The 24467-nt window shown below is 59.9% G+C and carries 21 protein-coding genes; 5 read left to right on the forward strand and 16 right to left on the reverse strand.

The annotated features are described in order from the left end of the window. Positions 1-87 precede the first annotated feature (87 nt). The 3 genes from HB676_RS08475 to HB676_RS08485 all read left to right on the forward strand — a co-directional run bounded on the left by HB676_RS08475 (position 88) and on the right by HB676_RS08485 (position 2837). Positions 88-1137, forward strand: coding sequence for an ABC transporter substrate-binding protein (locus tag HB676_RS08475; protein WP_213737282.1), 1050 nt, complete (start codon positions 88-90; stop codon positions 1135-1137). Positions 1138-1180: 43 nt separating this feature from the next. Beyond that, a complete protein-coding gene (locus tag HB676_RS08480) occupies positions 1181-2035 on the forward strand; it encodes an ABC transporter ATP-binding protein (RefSeq protein ID WP_213737284.1) in 855 nt (284 codons plus the stop codon). A gap of 61 nt (positions 2036-2096) precedes the next feature. Then, the gene (locus tag HB676_RS08485) at positions 2097-2837 is read left to right on the forward strand and encodes an ABC transporter permease (protein ID WP_213737465.1); all 741 of its coding nucleotides are present in this window, start codon (positions 2097-2099) and stop codon (positions 2835-2837) included. A gap of 9 nt (positions 2838-2846) precedes the next feature. On the opposite strand, the gene HB676_RS08490 is transcribed toward HB676_RS08485, so the two are convergent. The 9 genes from HB676_RS08490 to HB676_RS08525 form a co-directional block, all read right to left on the reverse strand. Further along, entirely contained in the window at positions 2847-4097 is a 1251-nt protein-coding gene (locus HB676_RS08490; protein ID WP_249780133.1) for an MFS transporter, read from the reverse strand. A 157-nt stretch (positions 4098-4254) separates the two neighbouring features. Further along, on the reverse strand, positions 4255-5610 hold the full coding sequence (locus HB676_RS08495) for an MFS transporter (RefSeq protein WP_213737285.1): 1356 nt from the start codon (positions 5608-5610) through the stop codon (positions 4255-4257). Between the two features lie 156 nt (positions 5611-5766). Further along, positions 5767-5979 (reverse strand): hypothetical protein, encoded by a 213-nt coding sequence (locus tag HB676_RS08500; protein WP_213737286.1) that lies wholly within the window; start codon positions 5977-5979, stop codon positions 5767-5769. 157 nt (positions 5980-6136) lie between these two features. Then, positions 6137-6262, reverse strand: coding sequence for a hypothetical protein (locus HB676_RS34050; RefSeq protein WP_275944927.1), 126 nt, complete (start codon positions 6260-6262; stop codon positions 6137-6139). Positions 6263-6298: 36 nt separating this feature from the next. Then, positions 6299-6919 (reverse strand): molecular chaperone TorD family protein, encoded by a 621-nt coding sequence (locus tag HB676_RS08505; RefSeq protein WP_249780134.1) that lies wholly within the window; start codon positions 6917-6919, stop codon positions 6299-6301. A gap of 56 nt (positions 6920-6975) precedes the next feature. Then, positions 6976-7641, reverse strand: coding sequence for a DUF3306 domain-containing protein (locus HB676_RS08510; protein ID WP_213737287.1), 666 nt, complete (start codon positions 7639-7641; stop codon positions 6976-6978). Further along, entirely contained in the window at positions 7642-8148 is a 507-nt protein-coding gene (locus HB676_RS08515; RefSeq protein WP_213737288.1) for a DUF3305 domain-containing protein, read from the reverse strand. It lies immediately after the preceding gene. Next, complete coding sequence (locus tag HB676_RS08520; RefSeq protein ID WP_249780135.1) at positions 8145-9158, reverse strand: DUF6352 family protein; 1014 nt, start codon at positions 9156-9158, stop codon at positions 8145-8147. Before HB676_RS08520 ends, HB676_RS08515 begins: the two co-directional genes overlap by 4 nt. Next, entirely contained in the window at positions 9155-9694 is a 540-nt protein-coding gene (locus tag HB676_RS08525) for a DUF6505 family protein (protein ID WP_213737290.1), read from the reverse strand. The genes HB676_RS08520 and HB676_RS08525 overlap by 4 nt, the downstream gene beginning before the upstream one ends. A 152-nt stretch (positions 9695-9846) precedes the next feature. Between HB676_RS08525 and HB676_RS08530 the strand changes: the two genes are divergently transcribed. Continuing rightward, positions 9847-11832, forward strand: coding sequence for a 4Fe-4S binding protein (locus HB676_RS08530; RefSeq protein WP_213737292.1), 1986 nt, complete (start codon positions 9847-9849; stop codon positions 11830-11832). Positions 11833-11873: 41 nt separating this feature from the next. Here HB676_RS08530 and HB676_RS08535 read toward each other — a convergent pair whose 3' ends face one another. From HB676_RS08535 to HB676_RS08560, 6 genes are all read right to left on the reverse strand, one after another. Further along, positions 11874-13100, reverse strand: coding sequence for an oxalate decarboxylase family bicupin (locus tag HB676_RS08535; RefSeq protein WP_213737293.1), 1227 nt, complete (start codon positions 13098-13100; stop codon positions 11874-11876). Between the two features lie 78 nt (positions 13101-13178). Further along, a complete protein-coding gene (locus HB676_RS08540) occupies positions 13179-14186 on the reverse strand; it encodes a formate dehydrogenase subunit gamma (protein ID WP_213737295.1) in 1008 nt (335 codons plus the stop codon). 61 nt (positions 14187-14247) lie between these two features. Beyond that, on the reverse strand, positions 14248-14850 hold the full coding sequence (fdh3B, locus tag HB676_RS08545; RefSeq protein WP_213737296.1) for a formate dehydrogenase FDH3 subunit beta: 603 nt from the start codon (positions 14848-14850) through the stop codon (positions 14248-14250). A 13-nt stretch (positions 14851-14863) separates the two neighbouring features. Then, entirely contained in the window at positions 14864-17833 is a 2970-nt protein-coding gene (locus HB676_RS08550) for a molybdopterin-dependent oxidoreductase (protein ID WP_213737297.1), read from the reverse strand. Between the two features lie 11 nt (positions 17834-17844). Further along, positions 17845-18054 carry a formate dehydrogenase gene (locus HB676_RS08555; protein WP_213737299.1) on the reverse strand — a complete coding sequence of 70 codons (210 nt, stop codon included), beginning with the start codon at positions 18052-18054 and terminating at the stop codon, positions 17845-17847. A 240-nt stretch (positions 18055-18294) separates the two neighbouring features. Beyond that, complete coding sequence (locus tag HB676_RS08560; protein ID WP_213737300.1) at positions 18295-20619, reverse strand: TonB-dependent receptor plug domain-containing protein; 2325 nt, start codon at positions 20617-20619, stop codon at positions 18295-18297. Between the two features lie 164 nt (positions 20620-20783). Between HB676_RS08560 and HB676_RS08565 the strand changes: the two genes are divergently transcribed. After that, positions 20784-21599, forward strand: a complete 816-nt coding sequence (locus tag HB676_RS08565) for a substrate-binding domain-containing protein (protein WP_213737302.1) — start codon at positions 20784-20786, stop codon at positions 21597-21599. Positions 21600-21648: 49 nt separating this feature from the next. Here the strand turns inward: HB676_RS08565 and fdhF are convergent, their stop codons facing one another. Then, positions 21649-24408, reverse strand: a complete 2760-nt coding sequence (fdhF, locus tag HB676_RS08570; RefSeq protein WP_213737468.1) for a formate dehydrogenase subunit alpha — start codon at positions 24406-24408, stop codon at positions 21649-21651. Positions 24409-24467 lie beyond the last annotated feature (59 nt).

Genomic DNA, 24467 nt, shown 5'->3' on the forward strand with positions numbered 1-24467 from the left:
CGGATCGCAGGCGGTTCGAACTTGACAAAAATCAGTCATAGGATTGTCTGACAATCATATAAAAGACGGCGGCAAACGGAGGAAGCAATGAAACAGTTCTCGACGGTTTTGGCGGCCGGCCTGGTGACGCTGACCGCAGCCAGCGCAGCGATGGCGGAAGACGCGGCACTGGAAAAAAAGAGTATCGCGATCGCGGTCGGTGGTTCCATCAGCCAGATGAACAAGGTCGGCTACGCCATTGCGCTCGCGCGCAAATATTTCGAGCAGGAAGGGCTGACGGTTGATTCAACCGCTTTCGCCTCGGGAACCGCGGGGCTGCAAAGCCTGGTGGCTGGCGGCGCCGATGTGGCGGAAGGCGCCTACGAGCACACGCTTCGCATGCAGGCAAAGGGCGTCAATCTCACTTGCCTCGTCGCCTATGGCCGCTATCCCGCCAACGTCCTGGTGGTGCGGAAATCGATGACCGACAAGATCAAGACCGTGGCCGATCTGAAAGGCAAGAAGATCGGTATCTCGGCGCCGGGGTCTTCCACACAGAACTTTGTCGCCGGCCTGATGGAACGCGCTGGCGTGTCCTGGAAAGAGGCCAGCTATGTCTCGATCGGCACCGGCCCGAGCGCGGTTGCCGCGATGAAAACCGGCGGCGAACTCGATGCGCTGGTGAATCTCGATCCGGCGATCAATGCCTTGGTGGACGGTGGAGATGCGGTCGTCCTTTCCGACAGCCGGACGGAGGAAGGCACCAAAGCCGCTTTCGGTGGCGACTATCTTGCCGACTGCCTGTTTGCCAAGACCGAATTCTACAAGGCCAATCCCAATACGTCGCAGGCCATTGTCAACGCGATGGTTCACGCGATGCAGTGGCTGAAAACCGCCTCGATCGACGACATCATCAAGTCGCTGCCTCCCGCCTATTACAAGAGCGACGAAAAGCTCTACCGGGAGTCCCTGGAGAAGAACATTTCCGCTTTCCAGTGGGATGGCTTCATCACGCCGGAAGCCTCCAAGAACGTGCTGGATTCCATTGCGGTTCTCGAACCAGCGCTGCGGCAGACCAAAATCGATTTCAGCATCACCTACGACAACAAGCTGATCGAAACCGCGCTGAAGAAATACCACTCACCGGTATCGCAGTGATCCCGGTGCAGACCAACTCATCCATTTACCTGATGGACATCAAATGATTGCCTCCCTGAAGAGAGCCGATAACCTTGCCACGATGGCTCCGGCCGCCAGGAAGGCCGAGGCCGCATTGACCTTCGATCACGTGACGGTCCGCTTCGACGACTACACGGCCGTCGCGGATGCCTCGATCACGGTCGGCGACGGCGAATTCGTATCGATCGTCGGCCCGACCGGCTGCGGCAAATCAACCCTGCTCAACGTCGCCGCCGGCCTTCTCGAGCCGACCGCGGGCGACATCAGCGTCTATGGCAAGTCGCTCGAAGGCCTCAATCGCCAGGCCGGCTACCTGTTTCAGGCGGATGCGCTGATGCCGTGGCGAACCGCCCTCAGCAACGTGACCGCCGGTCTCGAATATCGACGGATGGCGCCGAAAGACGCCGAGGAACTCGGCCGCAAATGGCTCGCGCGTGTCGGCCTGAACGGCCATCACGAGCGTTTTCCTCATCAGTTGTCAGGCGGCATGCGCAAGCGCGTCGCACTCGCGCAGACGCTGATCATGGACCCCAAGATCATCCTGATGGATGAGCCATTCAGCGCGCTCGACGTCCAGACGCGGGTCTTGATGGAAAACGAATTGCTGGCGCTTTGGATGGCAGACAAGAAATCGGTGATGTTCATCACCCACGATCTTGAGGAGGCGATCTCGCTGTCCGACCGCGTGATCATCCTCTCCGCTGGTCCGGGAACGCATCCGATCGCCGAATTCGTGATCGACCTGCCGCGTCCGCGCGACGTCTCCGAAGTGCGGATGACGCCGCGCTTTGTCGAGCTGCACCACCATATCTGGGAAACCATGCGAGAAGAGGTCTTGAAGGCTTATGAGCGAAATCAGCACAAGCTTGCCGACTAGCGCGGTCGCGACGCCCCGTCGCCGTCCCGTCAAGAAAGCCGGATTACCGAGCCGCGGCACCATGGTAGCGCTGCAGATCGCGCTATTGTTCGCAGCGTTCGCGACGTGGTTTGCACTGGTCAAGCTCAAGATCCTGCCGGTGTTCTTTTTCGGCGATCCGGTGCTAGTCTTGCAGCAGATCGTCGACTGGGTGGTGACCGGCGAGGTCTTTGTCCATCTCGCGACAACGCTGATTGAAACGATTCTGGGCTTCCTGATCGGCATTGCCTTCGGCGTCGCGGGCGGCGTGTGGCTTGGCCTGTCTCCCCTCACCGCTGCCCTGCTCGATCCCTACATCAAGGCGTTCAACGCGATGCCGCGGGTCGTGCTCGGCCCGATCTTCATCGTCTGGTTCGGACTTGGCATCACCTCCAAGGTGGTGCTTGGCGTCACCCTGGTGTTCTTCGTGGTGTTCTTCAACGTGTTCCAGGGTGTGCGCGAAGTCAGCCCGGTCGTGCTCGCCAATGCGCGGATGCTCGGCGCCAATCGCAGCCAGTTGCTGCGGACGGTCTATATCCCCTCGGCCATGAGCTGGGTGTTTTCGAGCCTGCACATGTCGGTCGGCATGGCGTTTGTCGGCGCGGTGATCGGCGAATATCTCGGCTCGTCGCGTGGGATCGGCTACCTGATCCTGCAGGCGGAATCGACCTTCGACGTCAACGCGGTGTTCGCCGGCATTCTGGTGCTGACGGTGTTCGCACTTCTGCTCGATACCTCGGTCACCCTGGTCGAACGGCGCCTGATCGTGGGCCGTCCGACCTGAAGCGGCGCCTCACGGAAGAGCCAAGAGCGCGCTGGCGATCGCCAATGTCACCAGCGCCGACAGCGCGAGCGACCAGTGCACGCCGATCAGGCTGCCCAACAGGCCGACGGAAAGGCCACTGAAAGCGCGCAGGCCAAGGCTCGACATGTTGAACAGGCCGATGACCCGGCCACGCATGTCGAGCGGCGCATTCAACTGCACCAGGCTCTGCGCCATCGCATTAAAGGACAGTTCCAGGAATCCCGCGGCAAACAGGAAGCCGAGCGCGAGAATGTAGCTGTTGGCCAGCGAGAAGATCGCCAGCGCGGCACACCACAATATCGCGAGCACGATCGCGGTACGCGGGCGCGGCGGCAGCAATCGCCCGCCTTCGAGCACAATGCCCGCCAGCAATCCGCCGCCAGCGTCGGCGGCCAGCAGCATGCTGTAGGATATGCCGGGGTCGCCATGGCCGAGATCGCTGGCAAAACCCGGCATCTGCGAGCTATAGGCATTGCCGACAAAGAAGGACGCTGCGCCGGCCAATAGCGTCATCGAGACGATGACGGAATGATTTTTGATGTCGCGTATCGTCTGCACGATGTCGGCAAGTCCGCGGACGGCACGGCGCGGTCCGGGCTTGCCCGAGCGAAAGCGCGGACCATAGGGCGCGTTCACAAGCCACAACACCAGCGGCAGGTAAAATAGCGTGTTGAGCATGATTCCGAGCGCCGGTCCGAATGCGAGCAGGATGGCGGCGCCGACCGCGGGGCCAACCAGCACCGCAAGATAACGCGCCATCGCATTGAGGCGCACCGCGCTTTCCAGATCCTGCGGGCCGACGATATCATAGAGCAGCATCTGGTTCGGCGTCTGCCACAGCACGCCCGCGCAGCCGTGAATGACCAGGATCACCATGGCCTGCCACATCTGCAGGGTATCGGTGATGAAGAAATAGCCCCAGCTCAGCGATGCGATAATGAAGAGCGCCATGCCGATCTGGATGATCCGGCGCGGGTCGAACCGATCGGCCAGCGCGCCAGAGGCGACCGAGAACAGCAGGAACGGCAGCCAATGCGACACGACCGCGAAACCGCCCAGCGCCGGTGAGTGAAATTTCTGAAACACCACCCAGTAGCTGATGACGTGCTCGACATTGTCGGCCATCATCGCAAGCACGAATGTCGTGAACTGGGCGCGGAAACCCGCGTGACGCATCGCCGCAAAGGAGCGCTTCGCGGGCGGCGGTGCGCTGACGGGAGCAGTTTTCGTATCAGTCATGAAGGACCATCAGAGGCTGCGCGGTGTGAGGGTCACATCCGCAGCTTGATGCATTTGGATATGTTCGGACAGATTCCCAATGTGGGCGATCTTATCGTTCACCCCACCGCCATGTCGATGGCGGATCAAGGGCTTGCATGCATGGCACGCATTCCGTTCACGCCGCTGGACTGAGCTGCATCCGCTTGATTTCCCCGACCACCACCAGATAGCTGAACACCGCCACCAGGGCATTGGCGCCGACGAACACCAGCGCGCCATTGAAGGAGCCGGTGCCCTGAATGATGTAGCCGATGATAATCGGCGTCGTGATCGATGAAATGTTTCCAAACATATTGAACAGCCCGCCGCTCAGGCCGGCGATTTCCCTCGGGCAAGTGTCCGAGATCACGGCCCATCCAAGCGCTCCGATACCTTTGCCAAAGAACGCGAACGCGATGATCACGACGACAAGCCACTGCGCGTCCACATAGTTGCAGATCACCATGCTGGTCGACAGCAGCATTCCCGCCACGATCGGCGTCTTGCGCGCCACCGTCAGCGACCACCCTCGTCGCAGGATAAAATCCGAAATCACGCCCCCGAGCACGCCGCCCAGAAAGCCGCAGATCGCCGGTATCGAAGCCACCATGCCCGCATTGAGGATCGACATGCCGCGCTGCTGGACCAGATAGACCGGAAACCAGGTGATGAAGAAGAACGTCAGGGTGTTGATGCAATACTGACCCAGGTAGATGCCGAGCATCATTCGGTTGCTGACGAGCTGGCGCAGATAATCCCATTTAAACGGTTGCTGCATACCCCGATTTGGCGCGGCTTCCTGCCCCTTCGCGGCATCCATATTGACCAAGGCACCGCCGCGCTCGATGTAGTCGAGCTCGGCACGGCCGATCCGCGGATGCTGATTGGGCGCGTAAATCACCCAAAGCCAGATGACGGAAACCAGAACACCAATCAGGCCCATGAAATAGAAAACGTAGGGCCATCCGAGCGAGACCGTGATCCAGCCCATGATCGGCGCGAACAACACGGTCGCGAAATATTGCGCCGAGTTGAAAATCGCCGACGCGGTGCCGCGCTCATTGGCCGGAAACCACGCCGCTACAATACGCGCGTTGGCTGGAAAGGAAGGCGATTCAGCAAAGCCTACCAGGAACCGCAGAGCAAACAACGCATAGACGGCCGATGTCGCGGCGAACAGACCAACCGCCCCCTGCAGCAGCGTGAAGAGCGACCATGTAAAAATGCTGACGAAGTAAACCGACTTCGATCCAAACCGATCCAGCAGCCAGCCGCCCGGAATTTGTCCGATCACGTAGGACCAGCCGAAGGCAGAGAAGACGAATCCCATCTGCACGGCGCTCAGCCCGAGATCCCTGGACAGAACCGGCCCCGCGATCGCAATCGTGGCACGATCGGCGTAATTGACGATGGTCACGGCAAACAACATTGCAACGATGGAGAAGCGCACCCGCCCGATGGCCGTCACGGGGTCGCTGACCGCGGCGGTCATTACGGATGTTCCCTTCCCAGGTCGATTTTGCCGCAGAATCGCGATGCGCTAGAGATGCTGGCTATTGAGATAATGTTTTACGACCCGCAGTTCCCGGACCTGCGGGGCGGCCCAGAATACGGCCCGCGAAGTTCCGGATCCGCACACATGGTTACCTTAACGTTTCTCTGCGGTCGGATACACCAGCGATTGGTCCTCCAGCTCGTCCGTGGGAAGCTTGTGCACACCTGCCATTGTGTGCAGTTCCAGCAAGGATGGCATGGCGGCAGTCGCAGCAGACAATTCGACCGCCGCGGTTCGGGAGCGCAGTACGAACCCAGCTCCAATCACGGCAACGAGTACGATTGCGGAAACCACTAGGCGTTTCATGGCAAACCTCCGGCTTCGAGTCTTGAATTTGTCGGTGTACCTCTGAGAAGGTTCGAAATTTAAGCGCCATCAACAAAAGGCATTATCACTGACCAAATCACCGACTCAGGACGTCTTGCAGCTCAACGCGTATTCTTAGTCTTGCAACCATGCAGAACTAGTTTCGTGCGCTGGATTCGGCAAACGCGACCGAAACAGGCTCCTGCGCAAAATTGATCAGAATAGTAGCGGCTCCGCCAGCAATAATGCCTGCGATCAGGCATGCGAGGATGAATGCGCGCATCGTACTTTCTCCTGAAAAGGCCAATCGGACAGATATTCAAGACGACAGGGCAAATCCCTCTGTTTCGATATCCACGAACGTTCGCCCCAACAACCCTACGCTAGCGTAAAAGTCGGCCGATTGAGCGTTCTCCAGATCAACAAAAAAACGTCTGATCCAGGGAGCGAGATGTTTTTTAAAGAACTCGCGATCCGCACCCGCCGGACTGACAATATCTCCGCGGATAAGTCCAGCCATGACTTCGCAAACAATGGCCACGTGATCCTCGGGCTCCGAATTTCCTGCCGTGCTCTCGACGCCGAGTTGCTGAAGGGTTTCGCGCAACCGTCCGAGCGGCCGGCCGTAGAGCGACCCCGTCAAATAGTGCGATGCGTAAGGCAACAGCGGGCTCTTCCCCAGCCCGGCAAATAAGCCGAAATACTCCCGGGCTGCGCTTTCCTCATTTGTCCTGCCGGCGGCCTGCCCGAGCGCTGTATGCGCTGACCCAAGCGGGCTTGCGTCGCCACGCAGCAACGCCAGCCGCCCGATCATCTGGATATCGGGGCTGCGGGACAGCAAGACCGAAAGCAGCGCATATTCCTGCGCACGCGCATGATCGATCTCATCGACAGCGCGCTCCGAGGAAATATGCGATGTGGTTTCCTGCATCTGCTCCATCATCAATCCCTGACCTGTAAATCCGCCGGTGCGGGTGGCAGCCGCCCCGATCGAACTCAGCGCGGTAACGCGCCGCCGTGTGAACGATGGCTTCGTGAGGAACCAGCTTCCTCAGCAACGCCATCGTCCCGGGTTGCCGTGTTTTCATCGCTGTCATCAGGCAAACTGCTCATCTCATCTGCCGCCGACAATCTCTCAGACATTCGCTGGTCAGGGGTGGATATCTCAAGATGAGCCGCAGACGGCGGCCCATTCTCCACGGGAGCCGGAATTTCCGGAATCATGTCGGCGAACTTATCCCGATCGCCCATCGCGCGCGCCAGGAGTTTAGGCAAATTATCCGTCTCCAGCATCGGGCCGAAGCCGGGCATCGCGGTCGGGTCGTTAAAATCCCATTGATTCTCAGCGATTCCAATAAAGTCGCGAATGGCCGGATCGCTTGCCCAGGCCTGGCGCAGCGCCGCGCGCGTCAATGCGGCAGGCACACGGCTTTGCAAAAACCCGCGAATGTCGGTATCGCCGGTAATTGTCGCGATCGATGGCAGGCTGGCCGGATCAAAGGGGTCATCGACCACCTCGCCCTCTTGGCGCGGGGGCGGCGTTTCCGCGACAACCGAAGCAGCCGAGTCGAGCTGTATACCGTCGGGATCGGCTTCAGGTTCGATGCCGGAAGCGCGCTTCAGACGCGCCCAGCGCGAGACGAAATTTTCGGGCGCGGTCATTTATCGCCTGCCCTTTTCGTCTTCGCGTCGGGCCAACCCAGCCTCTGCTGGTTGCCGCCGGCGCTTGACGAAGGGCCGCTCGACGTGGTGTTCCCTGAGGAATTGAACGATGGCTTCCACGACTTCGGAGGGCATGGCCACCGCTTCAACCAGATAGCTGCCGGCATCGGTGAACGCCTCGCCTTCGGCCGGATCGGCCGTCACAGCGAGAATATCATACGGCTGTTCCGAAGCCGCAGGCTGCAAAGCCACCCACAGTGTCGGCGCGCCCGATGCAAGATTGTCGCGGTAGTTTGTCGTCTCGGTCCGGTGCAATTCGATCACCGCCTGTCCCGCATAGAACAAGGAGGTCTCGGATTCCGTATCGAGCGGCGTCCAGGGCGCCGCCGACGGATTCCCGACAAACACCGAGACCGGCCGCCACAAAAAATCGACCCACATGCTCCGCGCCTTGCGGCGCTCGACCACGACACCCACCGTGATACGTGCAAGAGCTGTCGACCTCAATTAACCGCCTCCGCCTGCCGGATGGGCAGGCCCGTTACGAGGTTTTGCGGCTTTAGACGCAATATATCGTCGGCGTTCACCGCGGCCAGGAGATAGACCGGATCCCCCCTGACTTTCTCGATCATATCCGCTGGTTCCTGGAAAGTCAGCCGGAACAGGCCAACCAATTTCGCACGCGTTGCGTCATCGAGATCGTTGCCGTTCCAGATGGCGTCGCCGATCCGCGTAGCCTCGGAATCGAGACCTACATACCAGGACCATGACGTGTTGTGCAGTTCCAGCAGGGGTTCGATCACGACATCGATTGCGAGCAAGTGCGATATCCAGCGCGCGATGACGTCGCCGAGGGCGGCCACTCCACGCTGACCAGCGGTCATATCGAGCGCCATGTCGAAACGGTCGCTACGCTGCCAGTAACTGCCCGCGGTCGCATCGCTGAGCACGTCGATTTCGGTGGTCGACGGTAGCCCCAAAAGAGCCTCCAGCGGCGATCGGGGCGGCCGGCCAAGCAACGACTCGGTTTCTTCGTCGATCGCGACGATCGAAGCTTCCTGCATCGCCAGTCTCTGCGGACGAAAGAACATTTCCGCGGCCCGCAGGACGAACGCATCCGTACAATCATCCAGCGCGTTTCGCAGAATCGCCTGGATCAGGTGCCCCATAAAAGCGTGTGGAAATTTAATGTTATGCCTGACGATATCGAGATAGGCCGCTTCCAGCGTGCGATGCTTCACCAGATGATCGCGCCAGCCGATCATGACCTGCCAGTTCTCACGCGCGTCGGCGTCCGCTATCCCGGCGATTTGCGACACCCCGACCGATCGCCTCGGATCTCCCAACAATACATGGTGCAATTGGCGTTCCGCAGGACACGCCTCCGGCGGCGGCACAATTTCGGGACGCGCCAGATAGGCTTTCAGGAATTCGTCGGTGACCAGCAAATTGCCCGCCATATCGCGGTCAAGCAAATGATGACCACAAGACAGCCAGAAGTCGCGCGACGGATTCAATGAAGCGCCTCCTTGCCCAGCTTGGCGAGATCGAGATGCTCGCCCGGAACATCATCTTCGCCGACCACTTCGAGAAACTCGAACGCACGACTATGCCCTGCTCCTTCGCGGGGACGCAACGTGCGGAACGTTTCGCGGATGGCTCCGCTTTCGTGGCTTCGGGTTACGGCGACGAGGACACCCGGCGGGTGGTCGCAAAGAGAGGCCGCAAAGCCGATCTCCTCCTCGGCAGCGATGCGAGCCGTGGCAAGATCAGGCGCACCGAAGCGTTGCACAAGTTGCACCGCGAGCAACTCGACAACCAAACAACGATCCTGTTCATTCGCTTCGACGATCTGCGCCAACGTTGAGCGGCCCAGCGAATCCAGCCCCAAAAAACCGGCGCGGAAGGCGGTACGCGCTTTACCCCGCAAGTTCATCACGTCGGTGTGAGCGAACGCGAACGCGCCCGACACGGCCCATTCACCGGGCTCCGCGGGTGTCTCAAAAACGAACGAATCCGACCCATCAAGCCTGATAGTCCGCAATAGCTTCACTGGCTCGCCCTTCTAGCAATCGGATAAAATCATATACTTTTCCGGAAGCCTGGGCCAGCGTGGGCGAACGCCCTGAGCTTCAGCTATAAGTGATTGTGAGAGTAATGGCCGATTTGACCGGACATCTTCTGATTTGTTCGTGTGACGACACGATGCCGCTCGACTCCGCCGCGATCCACCGAGGTTGCCGCGGCGAGCCGACAACCGCGACCCAGCTTTGCCGAGCCGAACTTGGCCGCTTTCGGGCCATCGCGGCGGCGGATACGCCGCTTACGGTGGGCTGCACGCAGGAAGCTCCCTTGTTCTCCGAAATCGCGATGGAGGTTGGACGAGCAAGCCCGGTTAAATTCGCCAATATTCGCGAAGCTGCCGGATGGTCCAGCGAGGCGGCCCTGACGGGGCCGAAGATGGCGGCCCTGCTGGCGGCCGCAACCGAGCCTGTGCTTCCCGTGCCGTCCATCAGCCTGGAAAGCGACGGCATCATCCTGATCTGCGGGCGCGACGAAACCGCTGTCGAAGCGGGCAACCTGCTCAAGGATCATCTCGACGTCACCGTGCTGATTGAACCGCCGGCAACCATCGCACCGGCGAGGGTCACCGAATTTCCGGTGGCCAAAGGAAAGGTACGAAATGCCAAGGGCCATCTCGGCGCATTCGAAGTCGCGATCGATGACTTCGCGGAGGCGATGCCGTCTTCGCGCGGCGTGTTGGCATTCGGAGCATCACGCCACGATGCGAAGTCGAACTGCGCTATCATTCTGGATCTAACCGGCGGACCGGCGCTCTTCCCAGCCGCCGACTTGCGCGATGGCTATTTGCGCGCTGATCCCAGGGATCCCGCCGCAATGTTGCGGGCGGTTTTGCGGGCGCGCGACCTCGTCGGCACCTTCGAGAAGCCACGATACATCACTTACGACACCAGTCTGTGTGCCCATTCACGCTCGCAGATCGTCGGCTGCACGCGCTGCCTCGACCTTTGTCCGACGGCCGCCATTATGCCTGCCGGCGACCATGTGACCATCGATGCAAACATCTGTGCGGGCTGTGGGCAATGCGCAGCCGCTTGCCCGACCGGCGCAGCCTCCTACGCACTGCCTTCTGAAGACGCACTGATGCGGAAGCTGCGCGCGATGCTGATTGCCTATCGCGAAGCCGGGGGGCAACAGCCGATTGTCCTGCTGCACGACGATCCCCATGGCGCACCGCTGATCGATGCATTGGCACGGTTTGGCGATGGATTACCGGCCCATGTTCTGCCGCTCGCGCTCAATGAAATGACGCAGCTCGGGCTGGAAAGCATCGCCGCCGCCTTTGCCTATGGCGCTTCCGCGATGCGTTTCCTGCTGCGGGCACGTCCGCTTCACGACGTTTCCGGCCTGCTGCGGACGATCGCGCTGGCCGATCCGATCCTTACAGGACTTGGCTTCGGTCCCGGCCGGATTGATACGATCGAAACCGACGATCCGGATCTTTTACTGGAGGCACTCCGCGCGATCCCGTCGATGCCACCGGCGCCACGTCCAGCGAGTTTCCGGCCCCAAGGGGGAAAAAAAGGCGTATTGCGCTTTGCGTTGACCGAGCTGCATCGCGCGGCGCCTGATCCGGTCGGAATCATTGCACTCCCTGAAGGCGCCCCGTTCGGAGCCGTCGAAATCGACGCGGAAGGCTGTACCTTATGTTTATCCTGCGTATCGGCATGCCCGACCGGCGCGTTGCGTGACGACCCCGAACGTCCGATGCTGCGCTTTGTCGAGGATGCCTGTGTGCAATGCGGCCTGTGCAATGCAACCTGCCCCGAGAATGTCGTTACACTCAAGCCTCAGATCGATTTCGACGCGGCAAGGGCCCCTGCCCGCGTCCTGAAGGAAGAGGAACCGTTCTGTTGCATCCGTTGCAGCAAGCCGTTCGGCGTCAAGAGCACGATCGAGCGGGTGATAGCGAAGCTCGAGGGCAAGCACTGGATGTATACGGAATCCCGGCGGATCGACGTCATCAAGATGTGCGATGATTGCCGCGTCGCCGTCGCAGCAGAACAAAGCCTGGATCCATACGGCGCACAAAACCCGACGATGCGAACCACGGACGATTATCTCCGCGAGCGCGAAGCGCAGAGAAGCCGCGATCAGGACACCAATTAATCCGATCGCTTCAGGGCGATCGGATCATCGACGCACGCTGATCAGCCCGGCACGACTGGAAATTTGTCCTTGTGCAAAGCGGCCAAAGTCTGCGCATCCAGCTTCAAATGCGCCTGCACCAGTTCGGGAGGCGTCAGCGCCAGCCACTGGTTCAGCGAGACGTCGGCATAATAGCTGCTCTTGAAGACTTCCAGAAACCGGAGTGGCGTCGTACCGGTATTCTCGACGTAATGGCCCATCGCGAACGGCACGTAACCAACGTCACCAGCCATAAAGTCGAAAGTGCGCGCCTGACCTGACGCGGCGAACACACCCATCCGCGCCTGACCTTCGATGTAGTATTGCCACTCATCCGTGTTGGGGTGCCAGTGCATCTCGCGCATGCCGCCCGGCTGCACCTCAACCAGCGCCGCCGAGATCGTCTTTGACGCCGGAAATACGCTGGTATCCGTGATCCGCACAGTGCCGCTTTTGGTCTTGATCGGTTGCTGCGCCAGCATCCGGTGGCTGAATGTCTCGGAAACCGGAGTTGCCCCGGCAATCTTGTCGGAGGCCAGCGTTCCAGGTACGGGGGCCGCGAAAATATAGAGTTCGCTGGGATCGGGGACCTTGCTGAAAGACGCGCCGGGCACGCCGAAATTCTTGGACAGCACGTCGTTCGGCGTGTGCTTGAACCAGTCGCTCAACAGGAAGGTATTGTCCTCGTCGAATTCGCCGTCATCGAAAACCAGCAGGAACTCGCACCCATCCGGATTAAGACCCTGGATCGAATGCGGAACGCCCGAGGGAAAATACCAGAGGTCGCCGACGCCTACGTCATCGACGAAGTTTTGACCTTGGGAATCGATCGCCGTGATGCGGGCGGTGCCGTACAGCATATAGGCCCATTCGGCCGCCTTGTGCCAATGCAGCTCGCGAACGCCGCCGGCATTCAGGCGCATGTTCACCCCGGCGATCCCCTTGGAAATACCGAGTTCCCGAACCGTGACCTGACGGGTCCAGCCACCGGATTCCTGCCGCACATGGGAATCCGAGAACGAGAAACGCAAATTGGGAAGCGTGCCGTGATCGGTCGCGGGCGGAACCAACAGGTCGGGATTCTGCCGATCCCTGGCGAGGTTGCGTGGACCGGGGTCGGTACCGCCGTGTCCGGGACGTTGCGGCTGAGGCAAAGTTTCGCCGGTTTGCGCTACTGCCGCTGTCGCGGCCGTCAACAATCCGCCAGCGGCAGCTGCCGCCAATACTGTACGTCGCGTTGGTTCATCCATTTTAGACTCCTGTAAGTATCGATCGCGGATCCCCCAAAGCCGCGCGCATTGAAATGTTGATGCAACGTATTGAAGTTCCTATTCCGCAGGCGTCGCCGAAGCGTGCGTCTGCCGGTCTTCGTTGGCGAGCTTTCGGGCAAGCCAGAGGTCGTGATGCTCTTTGGCCCAGTTGAGATCGACCTCGCCGCTGCCCATGGCTTCGAACGCGCCTTCCATTCCGAGCGTGCCGATGTAGATGTGACCGAGTATCAGGGCGACGAACAACACGGCGACAACCGCATGCACGCCCTGGGCGATCTGCATGTCGGCGATGTTCGTTCCATAAAACGGAAACAGCAGCACAAAGCCCGACACCGAGACCGAAATGCCGGCCAAAAGCGAAAGCCAGTAGACGGCCTTCTCGCCGGGGTTGAAGCGGCTCGCCGGAGCATGCTTGCCCTTGATGAAGCCTCCGCCCTGCTTAATCCAATCAAGATCGACTTTCTCCGGAATGTTGTCCCGAAAGAAGATCACGATAATGAGCAAAAGCCCCGCCACGAACGAGAAGCTGGTGAAGTTGTGGACGTACTTCGCGATTTGCGAAATGTCCGAGAAGGCTTCCGGCCCGATCACCGGCAAGAGCACAATTTTTCCAAAGGTGATGTTGAGGCCAGTCAGACCGAGAATGACAAAGGACACGGCGGTCAGCCAATGCGAGACCCGTTCAAAAGCCTTGAAACGGGTAATCTTCTGACCGGAACGTCCTGCCGTGATCCGAAGCCGCCCCATCACCAGATAGGCTAACCCAAGCGTCCCGATCGTTCCGAGGATTATAGCGGCGCCGCCCCAATGCAACAGCACCTCGTGGAAGTAGTCCCACGTCCGCCCGGCAGGCTGGATCAGCACGGCGGCTTTGACGTCGGGGATATCGATCCGCCCTTCGGCACGAGGAACCTGCTTCAGGAGGTCGCGCTCGCTGGTCCCGCTTGCCGTTGGATTGGGTGCGCCGTCGGGCCCGAGCTTCTGCGCAACTGCCGGCACAGCCAACATCAACCCAAGCAGAAGAACAATCACGGTCGCAAGGCGAATGCGTACAAGAAATGTCATGACCGCCATCCTCCTCCCGAGTTACGAGCTTCCACCAAATCTTTTCCGAGGCCTTGACCGTTCAAATCTCGATGTCCTGGTGATAGGCCGTCATCCAGCCCCACGCTCCCGAGCCATAGCCGCGCTTGAGCACCCGCTCCTTGTAGATCTGGGCGATGACGTCGCCATCGCCGGCCAGCAGCGATTTGGTCGAACACATCTCGGCGCATAGCGGCAGCTTACCCATGCCGAACCGATCCGAGCCGTACTTCTCGTACTCGGCAGCGCTCCCCGGGGCTTCCGCCCCGCCGCCGCCGGCGCAATAGGTGCACTTGTCCATCTTGCCGCGCGAGCCGAAATTTCCGACTTTCGGATACTGCGGCGCGCCGAAGGGACAGGCATAAAAGCAATAGCCACAGCCGATGCATAGATCCTTGGAATGCAGCACGATGCCGTCTTCAGTCGGATAAATGCAGCTCACCGGGCAGACCGCGGCGCATGGCGCATCGGTACAATGCATGCAGGCCATCGACACCGAACGTTCGCCTGGCTTGCCGTCATTGATCGTAACGACGCGCCGGCGGTTGATGCCCCACGGCACTTCGTTTTCGTTCTTGCACGCGGTGACGCAAGCGTTGCAGTCGATGCAGCGATCCGCGTCGCAAAGGAATTTCATGCGCGCCATTGGTCTTACCTTTTCACGCCGCCCGGATCTGACAAAGCGTAGCTTTTGGCTCTTGCATGCCGGTCGCGGGATCATAACCGTATGTCGTGATCGTGTTCACGCTCTCACCGAGCACGAAAGGATCGGCGCCTTTCGGATATTTGGCGCGCAGATCGGCGCCTTCGTACCAGCCGGCGAAGTGATAAGGCATCCATGCAACGCCCCTGCCGACCCTCTCGGTTACCAAGGCCTTCATGCGGGCCCTTGAACTGTTTTCCGCCCCGGTCACCCAGACCCACCCGCCGTCCTTGATGCCGCGTTCGCCTGCATCCGCTGGATTGATCTCGATGAACATGTGCTGCTTCAACTCAGCGAGCCACTTGTTGGAGCGTGTTTCTTCGCCGCCACCTTCATATTCGACGAGCCTGCCCGAGCTCAGGATCAACGGGAATTGCTTCACGATCCCCCTGTCGACAGCGGTTTTCTGAACGCTGAACCCGATATTGGGCACGCGGAACTGCCTTGCATCCGGCAAGGTCGGATAATCGGCGACGAGATCCGGCCGGGGGGTATAGATAGGCTCGCGATGAACTGGAACCGGATCGGGCAGGTTCCAGGCAATCATACGCGCCTTGGCGTTGCCGTAGGGCGAACAGCCATGCTCGATCGACACCCGCTGGATGCCGCCGGAAAGATCGAGCGACCAGGATACCGCGTCGGGATTGGCGGGATTCACGCGCTGAATGATTTCCATTTCCTGCGCCGTCAGATCCTTGTCCCAGCCGAGCTTCTTGAGCACAGCCAAGGTGAACTCCGGATATCCATCCTTTATTTCGGAGCCGACCGAATAAGACCCCTCGGCCAGGAGGTTGTCGTGCTCCTCCTTTTCGACCTCTTGTCCGTTCTCCATCACCTTGCGTTTGACCACACGCTCGACGCCAAACCGGGCGCGGAAGGTGCCGCCGCCCTCTTTGATCGACAGATTGGTGTTGTAAAGAAGAGGCGTACCGGGGTGCTTGAACTCCGGCGTTCCCCAACACGGCCAAGGCAAACCGTAATAGTCGCCGCCCACTTCCGGGTCGTCCTTCGGAGCCCGCATGGTGACCAGATCGAACTTGGCCTGGTTCTTCATGTGAGCCTTGAGCCGTTCGGGCGATTGCCCGCAATAGCCTGTCGACCAGCCGCCGCGATTGATCTCGCGCAGGATATCTTCCGCCAACGGCGTATTATTTTCGACCTTGATGTTCTTGAACATCTTGTCCGCGAAGCCGAACTTGCGGGCAAACCGATACATCGTCTCGTAGTCGTTTTTCGATTCGAACACCGGCTCGACGATCTTCTCACCCCATTGCAGCGAGCGGTTCGAGGCGGTGCGCGAACCATCCATCTCGAAGCTCGTGCAGGCGGGCAAAAGATACGTACCGTCCTTGCGCTCGGACAGCACGGACCATGCCGTCGGATAGGGATCGCAGACTACCAGCAGTTCGAGTTTCTCGATGCCGCGGACCGCTTCCGGCATCCTCGTGATGGTATTGACGCCATGCCCCATGATGAACATCGCCTGCACCGGCTCGGGCTGGCTGATCTGTTCTTTCGGCAGCAAGGTCGCGTCGAACCAGCGCGTGCTGGGAATACCCGGCGTTTCCATCAGCTTCTTGCTGGGGAAGCGTGAACTCATCCATTCGTAGTCAACTTCCCACACCCGGCACCAATGCCGCCAGGCTTCCTCGGCCAAACCGTAATAGAGCGGCAGCGACGTCACATCGAGGCCAAGGTCGGTAGCGCCCTGCACGTTGGTATGGCCACGGAAAATGTTGGCGCCGCCTCCGGCATGTCCCACATTGCCAGTGGCGAGCAGCAAAATGCAGCTGGCACGGACGTTTGCCGTGCCGGTCGTGAATTGAGTCTGCCCCATCGCCCAGATCAGCGTAGCCGGTTTTTCCTTCGCGAAGATTTCGGCGATGTGCCTGACCTGCGCCTCGGGCAGACCCGTAACGCGTTCGACTTCCTTTGGCGTCCACTTCGCCACTTGCTTGCGGACTTCATCGACGCCGTAGACGCGCTGGTTCAGAAATTCCTTATCCTCCCAGCCGTTTTCAAAGATATGCCAGAGCATCCCGTAGATCGTGGCGATATGGGTGCCAGGCCGCACACGGACATATTCGGTTGCGTGTGCTGCGGTCCGCGTCATCCTGGGATCGACGACGATCATGTTGGCGCGATTGAGCTCTTTGCCCTCAAGAATATGCTGAAGCGAGACCGGATGCGCCTCCGCCGGATTACCACCCATCACGAGAATGGTCTTGGAATTACGGATATCGTTGTAGCTGTTCGTCATCGCGCCATAGCCCCAGGTATTGGCTACGCCGGTGACCGTGGTGGAATGGCAGATACGCGCCTGATGATCGGAATTATTGGTGCCCCAGAAGGCGGCGAGCTTGCGATTGAGATAGGCGGCTTCGTTGGTAAACTTGGCTGAACCCAGCCAGTAAACCGAATCCGGTCCTGACTTCTGACGAATGTCGAGCAGTTTGTCGCCGATCTCGTCCACTGCCTGGTCCCAGGAAATGCGGACCCACTGCCCGTTCACGAGCTTCACGGGATAACGCAAGCGGCGCTGGCTCAGCACGTCGTCGCGAACCGCTGCGCCCTTGCAGCAATGCGATCCTCGATTGATCGGACTTTCGTAGTCCGGTTCCTGGCCAATCCAGACGCCGTTTGCGACTTCGGCGATCACCGAGCAACCGACAGAACAGTGCGTACAGATATTCTTGCGCGTGGTAACGGCTGCGCCGACAGGCGGCGGTGCGCCGGCTTCCGCTTTGCGCACCCCGCCGAGCGGTAGATTGCCCAGCGCCGCCAACGCCCCGGCGGCGACTCCGGAGCGCTTCAGAAAGGCACGGCGATCCCAACCATCGCGGCCACGGTCATCGCCGGATTCAATCGTCTTCTTGCCAGCGAATTTTGCGCGGCTTCGACGACGTTCCGATGTCTTGATCAGCACAGACGTCTCCCTCAGCGGGCCGGATAAGAGTTGACGCGGTAAAAATTTCGAACCTCGGCGGAATTCGCCTGATATCGCGCCTTGCGCTTATCCTTGAGATCGACTGGTTTGGCGGCCGCCGGCTCGGCCGTGACGGCCTCCGCGACCGCGGCGCCAGCGCCTGCCAGTGCAAGACCAAGCAGATCGCGGCGGCGAACAATCGCCTTGGGGCGGTCCTTCATAAAGGTCGCTCTCCTCGGTACAAGCCGCCACTCCCATCGGAAAGGCAGATCGGCCACGATTATCGTTGCAGTCCGGGCATATCACGCAGGCGACACATCATCAACCGCGCTAACGTTCACCTTCCTTACACATTGGTGTTAGTTGCTTTTTGGTCAAAACCCATCCAGCGGTCCCGGCATTTGGCTCAGGATCGGTTGGCCGGATCGAGAGGCCCGCACGTTAAAGGCGAGCCGCCTGCCTCATAAAGTCATCTGCAGGCTGAGCATGTAGGTTCGTGGCATGCCGAGATACGCGGTGTTCGCACCGGGGCTTCCCACGATGTTGCCGTCTGCAATCGACGAATAATAAAACACGTTGCCGACGTTAAGCACCTGAAAACGTCCCGTTACCGTGTGCCCGTAGAAAGTCCTTGTGGCGCGAACCCCGAGATCGAACGTTGCATAGGACGGCGCATACGAATTGTTCAAATTGGTTGCCGCGCGTTCGCCCTCCGCATGAACGCCACCTGTCAGTGCGAAGCCCTGCAGGAACAGTGGGTGGTAGTCGAGAGCAAGATCGGCTTTGAACAGCGGGACACCTACGACCAGTTTATTATTGGTCGAAGCGACTCCGGTATCCTGCAGCCTTGCATCGATGTAGCTGATGCCGCCGAACGCCGACAAATCCGGCGTAATTTCCCCCTGTAGAAAAAGCTCGGCGCCGTTATTGCGTTGCGTGCCGACTACCTCGAAAATGTTCGTGATAGCGTCGGTTGAAGCAAGCGGGCGCGTCATGTGGAACAAAGCGAAGGTCGCGAGCAGCGTGGGCGTGGCGGCGTATTTGACGCCGACCTCGTATTCCTGGTCTTTATACGGCGCGAGAAACTGATTGACATTGGCGGTCCCGGCCGGCGCCTGCTCGCCCTGTTCGATGCTGTTAGCCCATGTCGCATAAGTCGTAATTTTCGAGAAAGGCTTGTAAATCAGGCTGACGGTCGGGCTAACGACGCCATCGGCAGAATTGTCGCTGGTGAGAACGCCAGTGCTTGAAAAGCTCTGTGAATGCAGGAAAGACGTGCTGACAACGCTTTGCACGGCCCACTGGTCGTTGAAATGGAACGTGTCCCCCGTGATGATCGTTTGGTTGGAAAGCGTCGCGGATTTAAACTGGCCACCGTTGTTCGGAATTGGCTGCGTCGGCAGTACAGCCGGATCGGCCAGATTTGAGGCGCCAAGCGTTGTGGCAATGGAATTTACATAGGAATACTGACCGTTGAAGAAACCATTTGTGCCGATCGTCACTTCATTTCTGAAGCCGAAGACATCAAACTTTCCGTTCAACGATGCCGTGTTGCTGGCGATGGTGAAGTGTGGCACGGCAGTGAAGTTCTTGGTGACCGTGTAATTGCCGTTGTTGTCGGTCAGCGTGTTTGTGATGCCGAACAGGTTACGCACGGCATCCTGATAGAGGCCGCCAATCTCGAAATTCCAGTCGTTGTTGAATTCGTGCTTGAGCTTGACGAGACCCGTGTTGGTAACGAGATCCGTGCCCGCGCCGGGTTGCCCGTAACCGACCCTGGTCGGATCGACGGCGGCCGGCAGCACGGGAAATTTTGGCGAGCCGAAATAGACGATGCTGCCCGGCAGGCCGGTGGTGTTGGTTTCGTAATGGCTCAGGTTCGTTTCGATGACCGTGCGATCACCCACGTAGAAATCAAGGGCGCCGCTCGCCAGCGTGCGATTGGATGAGCTTTGCGGCACATAGCTCTCGCCCTCGCCATGAACGACATTGAACCGATAGCCAACCTTTCCGTCAGGGGTACGTCCGCCGGCATCGAGACTTTCGGTGAATACCGAAGTTGAATCGAAGCCTTGCGTGTAACTCGTATAAGGCGTGTCCGTCGGCCGCTTCAGGACATAGTTGAAAACGCCGGCCGGAGTGGCAGGACCGTAGAGCGATCCGGCAAGTCCGTTCAGCACCTGGATGCTGGCAAGATTTTCGGCCGGAATGGCGGTGGTCCCGATAATATTAAGACCGTCAAGCCGTGTCGCTTGTACGATGCTGCCTTGGAAACCGCGTGACTGCGGACGGGAGACTTCAAAGCCCTGCTGGTTCCTGATCTCGACCGAAGGAAGGTACCGAAGCGCATCGGTGACCGTCTTTATTTGCAGATTTTGCATCAGGTCTTGAGGGATAGCCGTTACCGAGAACGGCGTGTCGAGCAGTTTCCGATTTCCGAGGGGCCCCAGGCTGACGGCGTCGGTATTATATTGGGGGTTGGTCGCGACGTTATGGACACTGCCCGCCCCACCCTGTCCGGGCACACCGGCGGCCGGCGGCGGCGGAACCGATCGACGCGCCGTTCGCTTCTTTTTCTTTGACGCATTGTTTTGCTGAGGAGCCGATTGCGCTTGCTGACCCGTCCGTGGTTTCGGGCTCTCAACTGTGACCGACGGAATTTCTTGCTGAGCGTAGGCAACGTCAACCGTCTCAGAAGCCACACTCGCCAGCAAAATGCCGGCTGCCGCTGCGTACTTCATCTCTTTAGCCCCCGCACAATTTTCTCTATAGGATCGATAGAGCATGAACAGGAAGAGACATACCGTTATATAGATGTTGCCATATCGATTTATTCAGAAGCTGCCTTTTACGCAACAGAAGCCACCGGGGAAAATCTACCCCAAGTTTAAAACTGTCGAGAAATCACACGGTGCGATTGCAATATTGCATCGAAAATCTGGAGGCCCTGATGCCGCGCACCGTCTACGGCTTAATTATCGCCCTTCTGGCCGTCTCGACGCCGGCAAGCGCGGACACATTGAAGGTAATGGGTGCGGGCAGCTTGCGGGCGGCGATGACGGATCTCCTGCATCGGTTCCCGGTGGGAGCGGACACCGTCGAGACGCCCGAGTTTGGCGCCTCGGGTTTAATGCGCCAGAAAATCGAAAATGGCGCAGCCGTCGATGTCTTTGCTTCGGCAGACATGGAGCAACCGCATCAGCTTGCGGCGGGTCATCCCGAGCGCCTCGTCATCCTGTTTGCGCGCAACAGCCTGTGCGCGCTCGCGCGCCCGAACCTGGGCCTCAATGAGGCCAATTTTCTCGATCGGCTGCTCGACCCGGCGGTGCGGATAGCCACATCAACGCCAGGTTCGGATCCCTTGGGAACATATAGCTGGCAGGTGTTCGCGCGGGCGGATGCGCTCAAACCGGGTGCGCGCGCGACGCTGGAAGCAAAGGCAAAGAAACTGGTTGGCGGCGGCGAGAAAACGCCTCCTCTGGTGCCGGGCAAGGGCGCCGTCGAAGGCATTTTTCTCTCCGACCAGGCGGACGTCATGTTGATTTATTGTAGCGCAGTTCAGGCGATACAACGTGAGATGCCCTCTCTGACGTCCATCAAATTGCCTGCAACGCTTACCGTTGAGCCGGCGGATGGATTGATCATCCTCGATAGCAAGCCGGTCGCGTTACGCTTCGTTGCTTTCGTGATGTCGGAGGAAGGTCAGGCCACTCTACGAAGCCACGGCTTCGAGCCGGTAGCGTCGGTCACGCCAGATCACCCCTGAGACGCAAACCCGCGCAAGGTCCATCGTCTGCCGGCCCGTCTCGCTGCGGTCACTCCGCTGCAGTTCGAATTTCTGCGCGCTCCGCACGAACCGCGCAGAATTTAAACTCGGGGATCTTTCCAAACGGGTCGAGCGCCGGATTGGTCAAAAGGTTCGCTGCGGCCTCGGCGTAGCAGAACGGCATGAAGACCATGTTCTCCGGCACGTCGCGATCGCTGCGGACCTTCAATTCGACCGCGCCACGGCGCGTTTCCAGCCGGATGAAATCGCCGGGCCACACATTCAGTCGCCGCATATCCTTGGGCGACATGAAAGCGACCGCCTCCGGCTCGATCTGGTCGAGCACGTGCGACCGCCGGGTCATGGAACCCGTGTGCCAGTGTTCCAGCACGCGACCGGTTGAGAGCACCATCGGATATTCGTCGTCGGGCAGTTCGTCCGGAGGAATGACCTTGGCCGGCACGATCTTGCCGCGGCCGCTCTCGGTCGGGAAACCGGTGGTGAAGATGATCTCGTTGCCCGGCTTGTCCGGACCGTCCACGGGATACGTCACGGCGCCCTCGCGCACCAGCCGCTCCCACGTGATGTTCTTGAGCGACGGCATCAATTCCGCCATCTCGGTGAAGACTTCGCCCGGGCCGGCATAGTTCCAGGGCAATCCCATACGCTTGCCGATCTCCTGGATGATCCAGAGATCCTGCCGGGCTTCGCCGGGCGGCTTGACCACTTCGCGCGCCAACTGCACGCGGCGATCGGTGTTGGTAAAGGAGCCGGATTTTTCCGCGAACGCCGACGCCGGCAGAATGACGTCAGCGTGGAAGGCGGTCTCGGTCACGAACAAGTCCTGCACCACGAGATGGTCCAGCATGGCGAGCGCCCCGCGCGCGTGCTGCAGATCCGGATCCGACATCGCCGGGTTCTCGCCCTCGACATACATGCCGTTTATCTGGCCCGCGTGGATCGCATTCATGATCTCGACGACGGTAAGCCCGCGCACGGGATCAAGTTCTTGCCCCCAATTCTCCTCGAAGGCACTCCGCAGGTCATTGCGGCCGACCGGCTGATAATCCGGAAGAAACATCGGAATCAATCCGGCGTCGGAAGCGCCCTGCACATTGTTCTGGCCGCGCAACGGGTGCAGGCCGGTACCCGGACGTCCGATCTGCCCCGTTATCAGCGCCAACGCGATCAGGCAGCGCGCATTGTCGGTGCCGTGCACATGCTGGCTGATGCCCATACCCCAGAAGATGATGGAGGATTTGGCGCGTGCATACATCCGCGCCACTTCGCGCAGGGTTTCGGCGGGAATACCGCAGATCGGCGACATCCTCTCCGGCGTGAACTCGGTGATCTTCGCCTTGAGGTCGTCGTAGCCTTCCGTGTAACCGGCAATGTACTGCTCGTCGGTCAGGCCTTCGGTAATGATCGTGTTGATCATCGCGTTGAGCATGGCAACGTCACTGCCGGGCTTGAACTGCAAATGCTTGGTGGCGTGGCGCGACAACGTCTGCCGGCGCGGATCCATCACGATCAGCTTGGCGCCGCGCTTGACCGCGTTCTTGATAAAGGTCGCGGCGACCGGATGGTTCACCGTAGGATTGGCGCCGATCACCCAAATGACCTCGGCATCTGCAGCCGCGGCGAATGGTGCCGAGACCGCGCCCGAGCTGACGCCTTCGAACAAGGCCGCGACCGACGACGCGTGGCAAAGCCGCGTGCAGTGGTCGACATTGTTGGAACCGAAGCCGGTGCGGACGAGTTTCTGGAACAGATAGGCTTCCTCATTCGATCCCTTGGCGGAGCCGAAGCCGGCCAGAGCTTTCGGGCCTTTCTCGTCACGGATTTTGACGAGACCCTTGGCTGCGATGTCGAGCGCCTCTTCCCACGAGGCCTCGCGGAAATGCGTGAACGGGTTGGCCGGATCGACCTGGTCGTTGGAATCCTTTTTCGCGTTCGGCAGCCGCACCAGCGGCTTGGTCAGGCGATGCGGGTGATGGATGTAGTCGAAGCCAAAACGCCCCTTGACGCAGAGCCGGTTGTGATTAGCCGGACCGTCGCGACCCTCGGCATAGATCACCTTTTCGTCCTTGACCTCATAAGTGACTTGGCAGCCGACGCCGCAGAACGGGCATAGCGAGTCGACCTTCCGGTCCGCATAGGTGACGCGGGTCTGGTTCTCGTCGAGCATCACCGAGGGCATCAGCGCACCGGTCGGACAGGCCTGCACGCACTCGCCGCAAGCCACGCAGGTCGATTCCCCCATCGGATCGTCGAAATCGAACACGATCTTGGAATCGTGACTGCGATAGGCCATGCCGATCACGTCGTTGACCTGCACTTCGCGGCAGGCGCGCACGCACAGGCCGCATTGGATGCAGGCATCGAGATTGACGCGCATCGCCGGATGGCTGGCGTCGCCCTGCCAACGTTCGGCTGCCGGGAAGCGGCTTTCAGTCACCTCGATCCTTTCCGCCCAGTGCCAGAATTTTGAATCCGGATCGTGGGAAGTCTCGCGCGCCGGTTGATCGGCGACCAACAGTTCCATCACCATCTTCTGCGCCGCAACCGCCCGCGTGCTTTCGGTCTTCACCTTCATGCCGACGCTCGGCGTGCGCTTGCATGACGCCGCCAGCACGCGCTCGCCCTCGATCTCAACCATGCAGGCGCGGCAATTGCCGTCCGGCCGGTAGTCCGGCGCGGGCGAATAACACAGATGCGGAATCTCGCGGCCTTGCCGTTTCGCAACCTGCCAGATGGTTTCGCCGACACGGGCCTCGACTTGATGACCGTCAAGCTCGAACTTGATCATCTGAGGTCCGCCGCCCTTGCCTCCAACCGTCCCGGTTGGTTCGGTATGCGTGACTGCTA

The sequence above is a fragment of the Bradyrhizobium sp. dw_411 genome (assembly GCF_018449695.1).
In the GTDB taxonomy this organism is placed as follows: Bacteria; Pseudomonadota; Alphaproteobacteria; order Rhizobiales; family Xanthobacteraceae; genus Bradyrhizobium.

Coding starts and splice junctions, on each gene's coding strand:
- HB676_RS08475 (WP_213737282.1), top strand. CDS start 88: ATGAAACAGTTCTCGACGGTTTTGGCGGCCGGCCTGGTGACGCTGACC.
- HB676_RS08480 (WP_213737284.1), top strand. CDS start 1,181: ATGATTGCCTCCCTGAAGAGAGCCGATAACCTTGCCACGATGGCTCCG.
- HB676_RS08485 (WP_213737465.1), top strand. CDS start 2,097: ATGGTAGCGCTGCAGATCGCGCTATTGTTCGCAGCGTTCGCGACGTGG.
- HB676_RS08490 (WP_249780133.1), bottom strand. CDS start 4,097: ATGACTGATACGAAAACTGCTCCCGTCAGCGCACCGCCGCCCGCGAAG.
- HB676_RS08495 (WP_213737285.1), bottom strand. CDS start 5,610: ATGACCGCCGCGGTCAGCGACCCCGTGACGGCCATCGGGCGGGTGCGC.
- HB676_RS08500 (WP_213737286.1), bottom strand. CDS start 5,979: ATGAAACGCCTAGTGGTTTCCGCAATCGTACTCGTTGCCGTGATTGGA.
- HB676_RS34050 (WP_275944927.1), bottom strand. CDS start 6,262: ATGCGCGCATTCATCCTCGCATGCCTGATCGCAGGCATTATTGCTGGC.
- HB676_RS08505 (WP_249780134.1), bottom strand. CDS start 6,919: ATGGAGCAGATGCAGGAAACCACATCGCATATTTCCTCGGAGCGCGCT.
- HB676_RS08510 (WP_213737287.1), bottom strand. CDS start 7,641: ATGACCGCGCCCGAAAATTTCGTCTCGCGCTGGGCGCGTCTGAAGCGC.
- HB676_RS08530 (WP_213737292.1), top strand. CDS start 9,847: ATGCCGCTCGACTCCGCCGCGATCCACCGAGGTTGCCGCGGCGAGCCG.
- HB676_RS08535 (WP_213737293.1), bottom strand. CDS start 13,100: ATGGATGAACCAACGCGACGTACAGTATTGGCGGCAGCTGCCGCTGGC.
- HB676_RS08540 (WP_213737295.1), bottom strand. CDS start 14,186: ATGACATTTCTTGTACGCATTCGCCTTGCGACCGTGATTGTTCTTCTG.
- fdh3B (WP_213737296.1), bottom strand. CDS start 14,850: ATGGCGCGCATGAAATTCCTTTGCGACGCGGATCGCTGCATCGACTGC.
- HB676_RS08555 (WP_213737299.1), bottom strand. CDS start 18,054: ATGAAGGACCGCCCCAAGGCGATTGTTCGCCGCCGCGATCTGCTTGGT.
- HB676_RS08560 (WP_213737300.1), bottom strand. CDS start 20,619: ATGCTCTATCGATCCTATAGAGAAAATTGTGCGGGGGCTAAAGAGATG.
- HB676_RS08565 (WP_213737302.1), top strand. CDS start 20,784: ATGCCGCGCACCGTCTACGGCTTAATTATCGCCCTTCTGGCCGTCTCG.
- fdhF (WP_213737468.1), bottom strand. CDS start 24,408: ATGATCAAGTTCGAGCTTGACGGTCATCAAGTCGAGGCCCGTGTCGGC.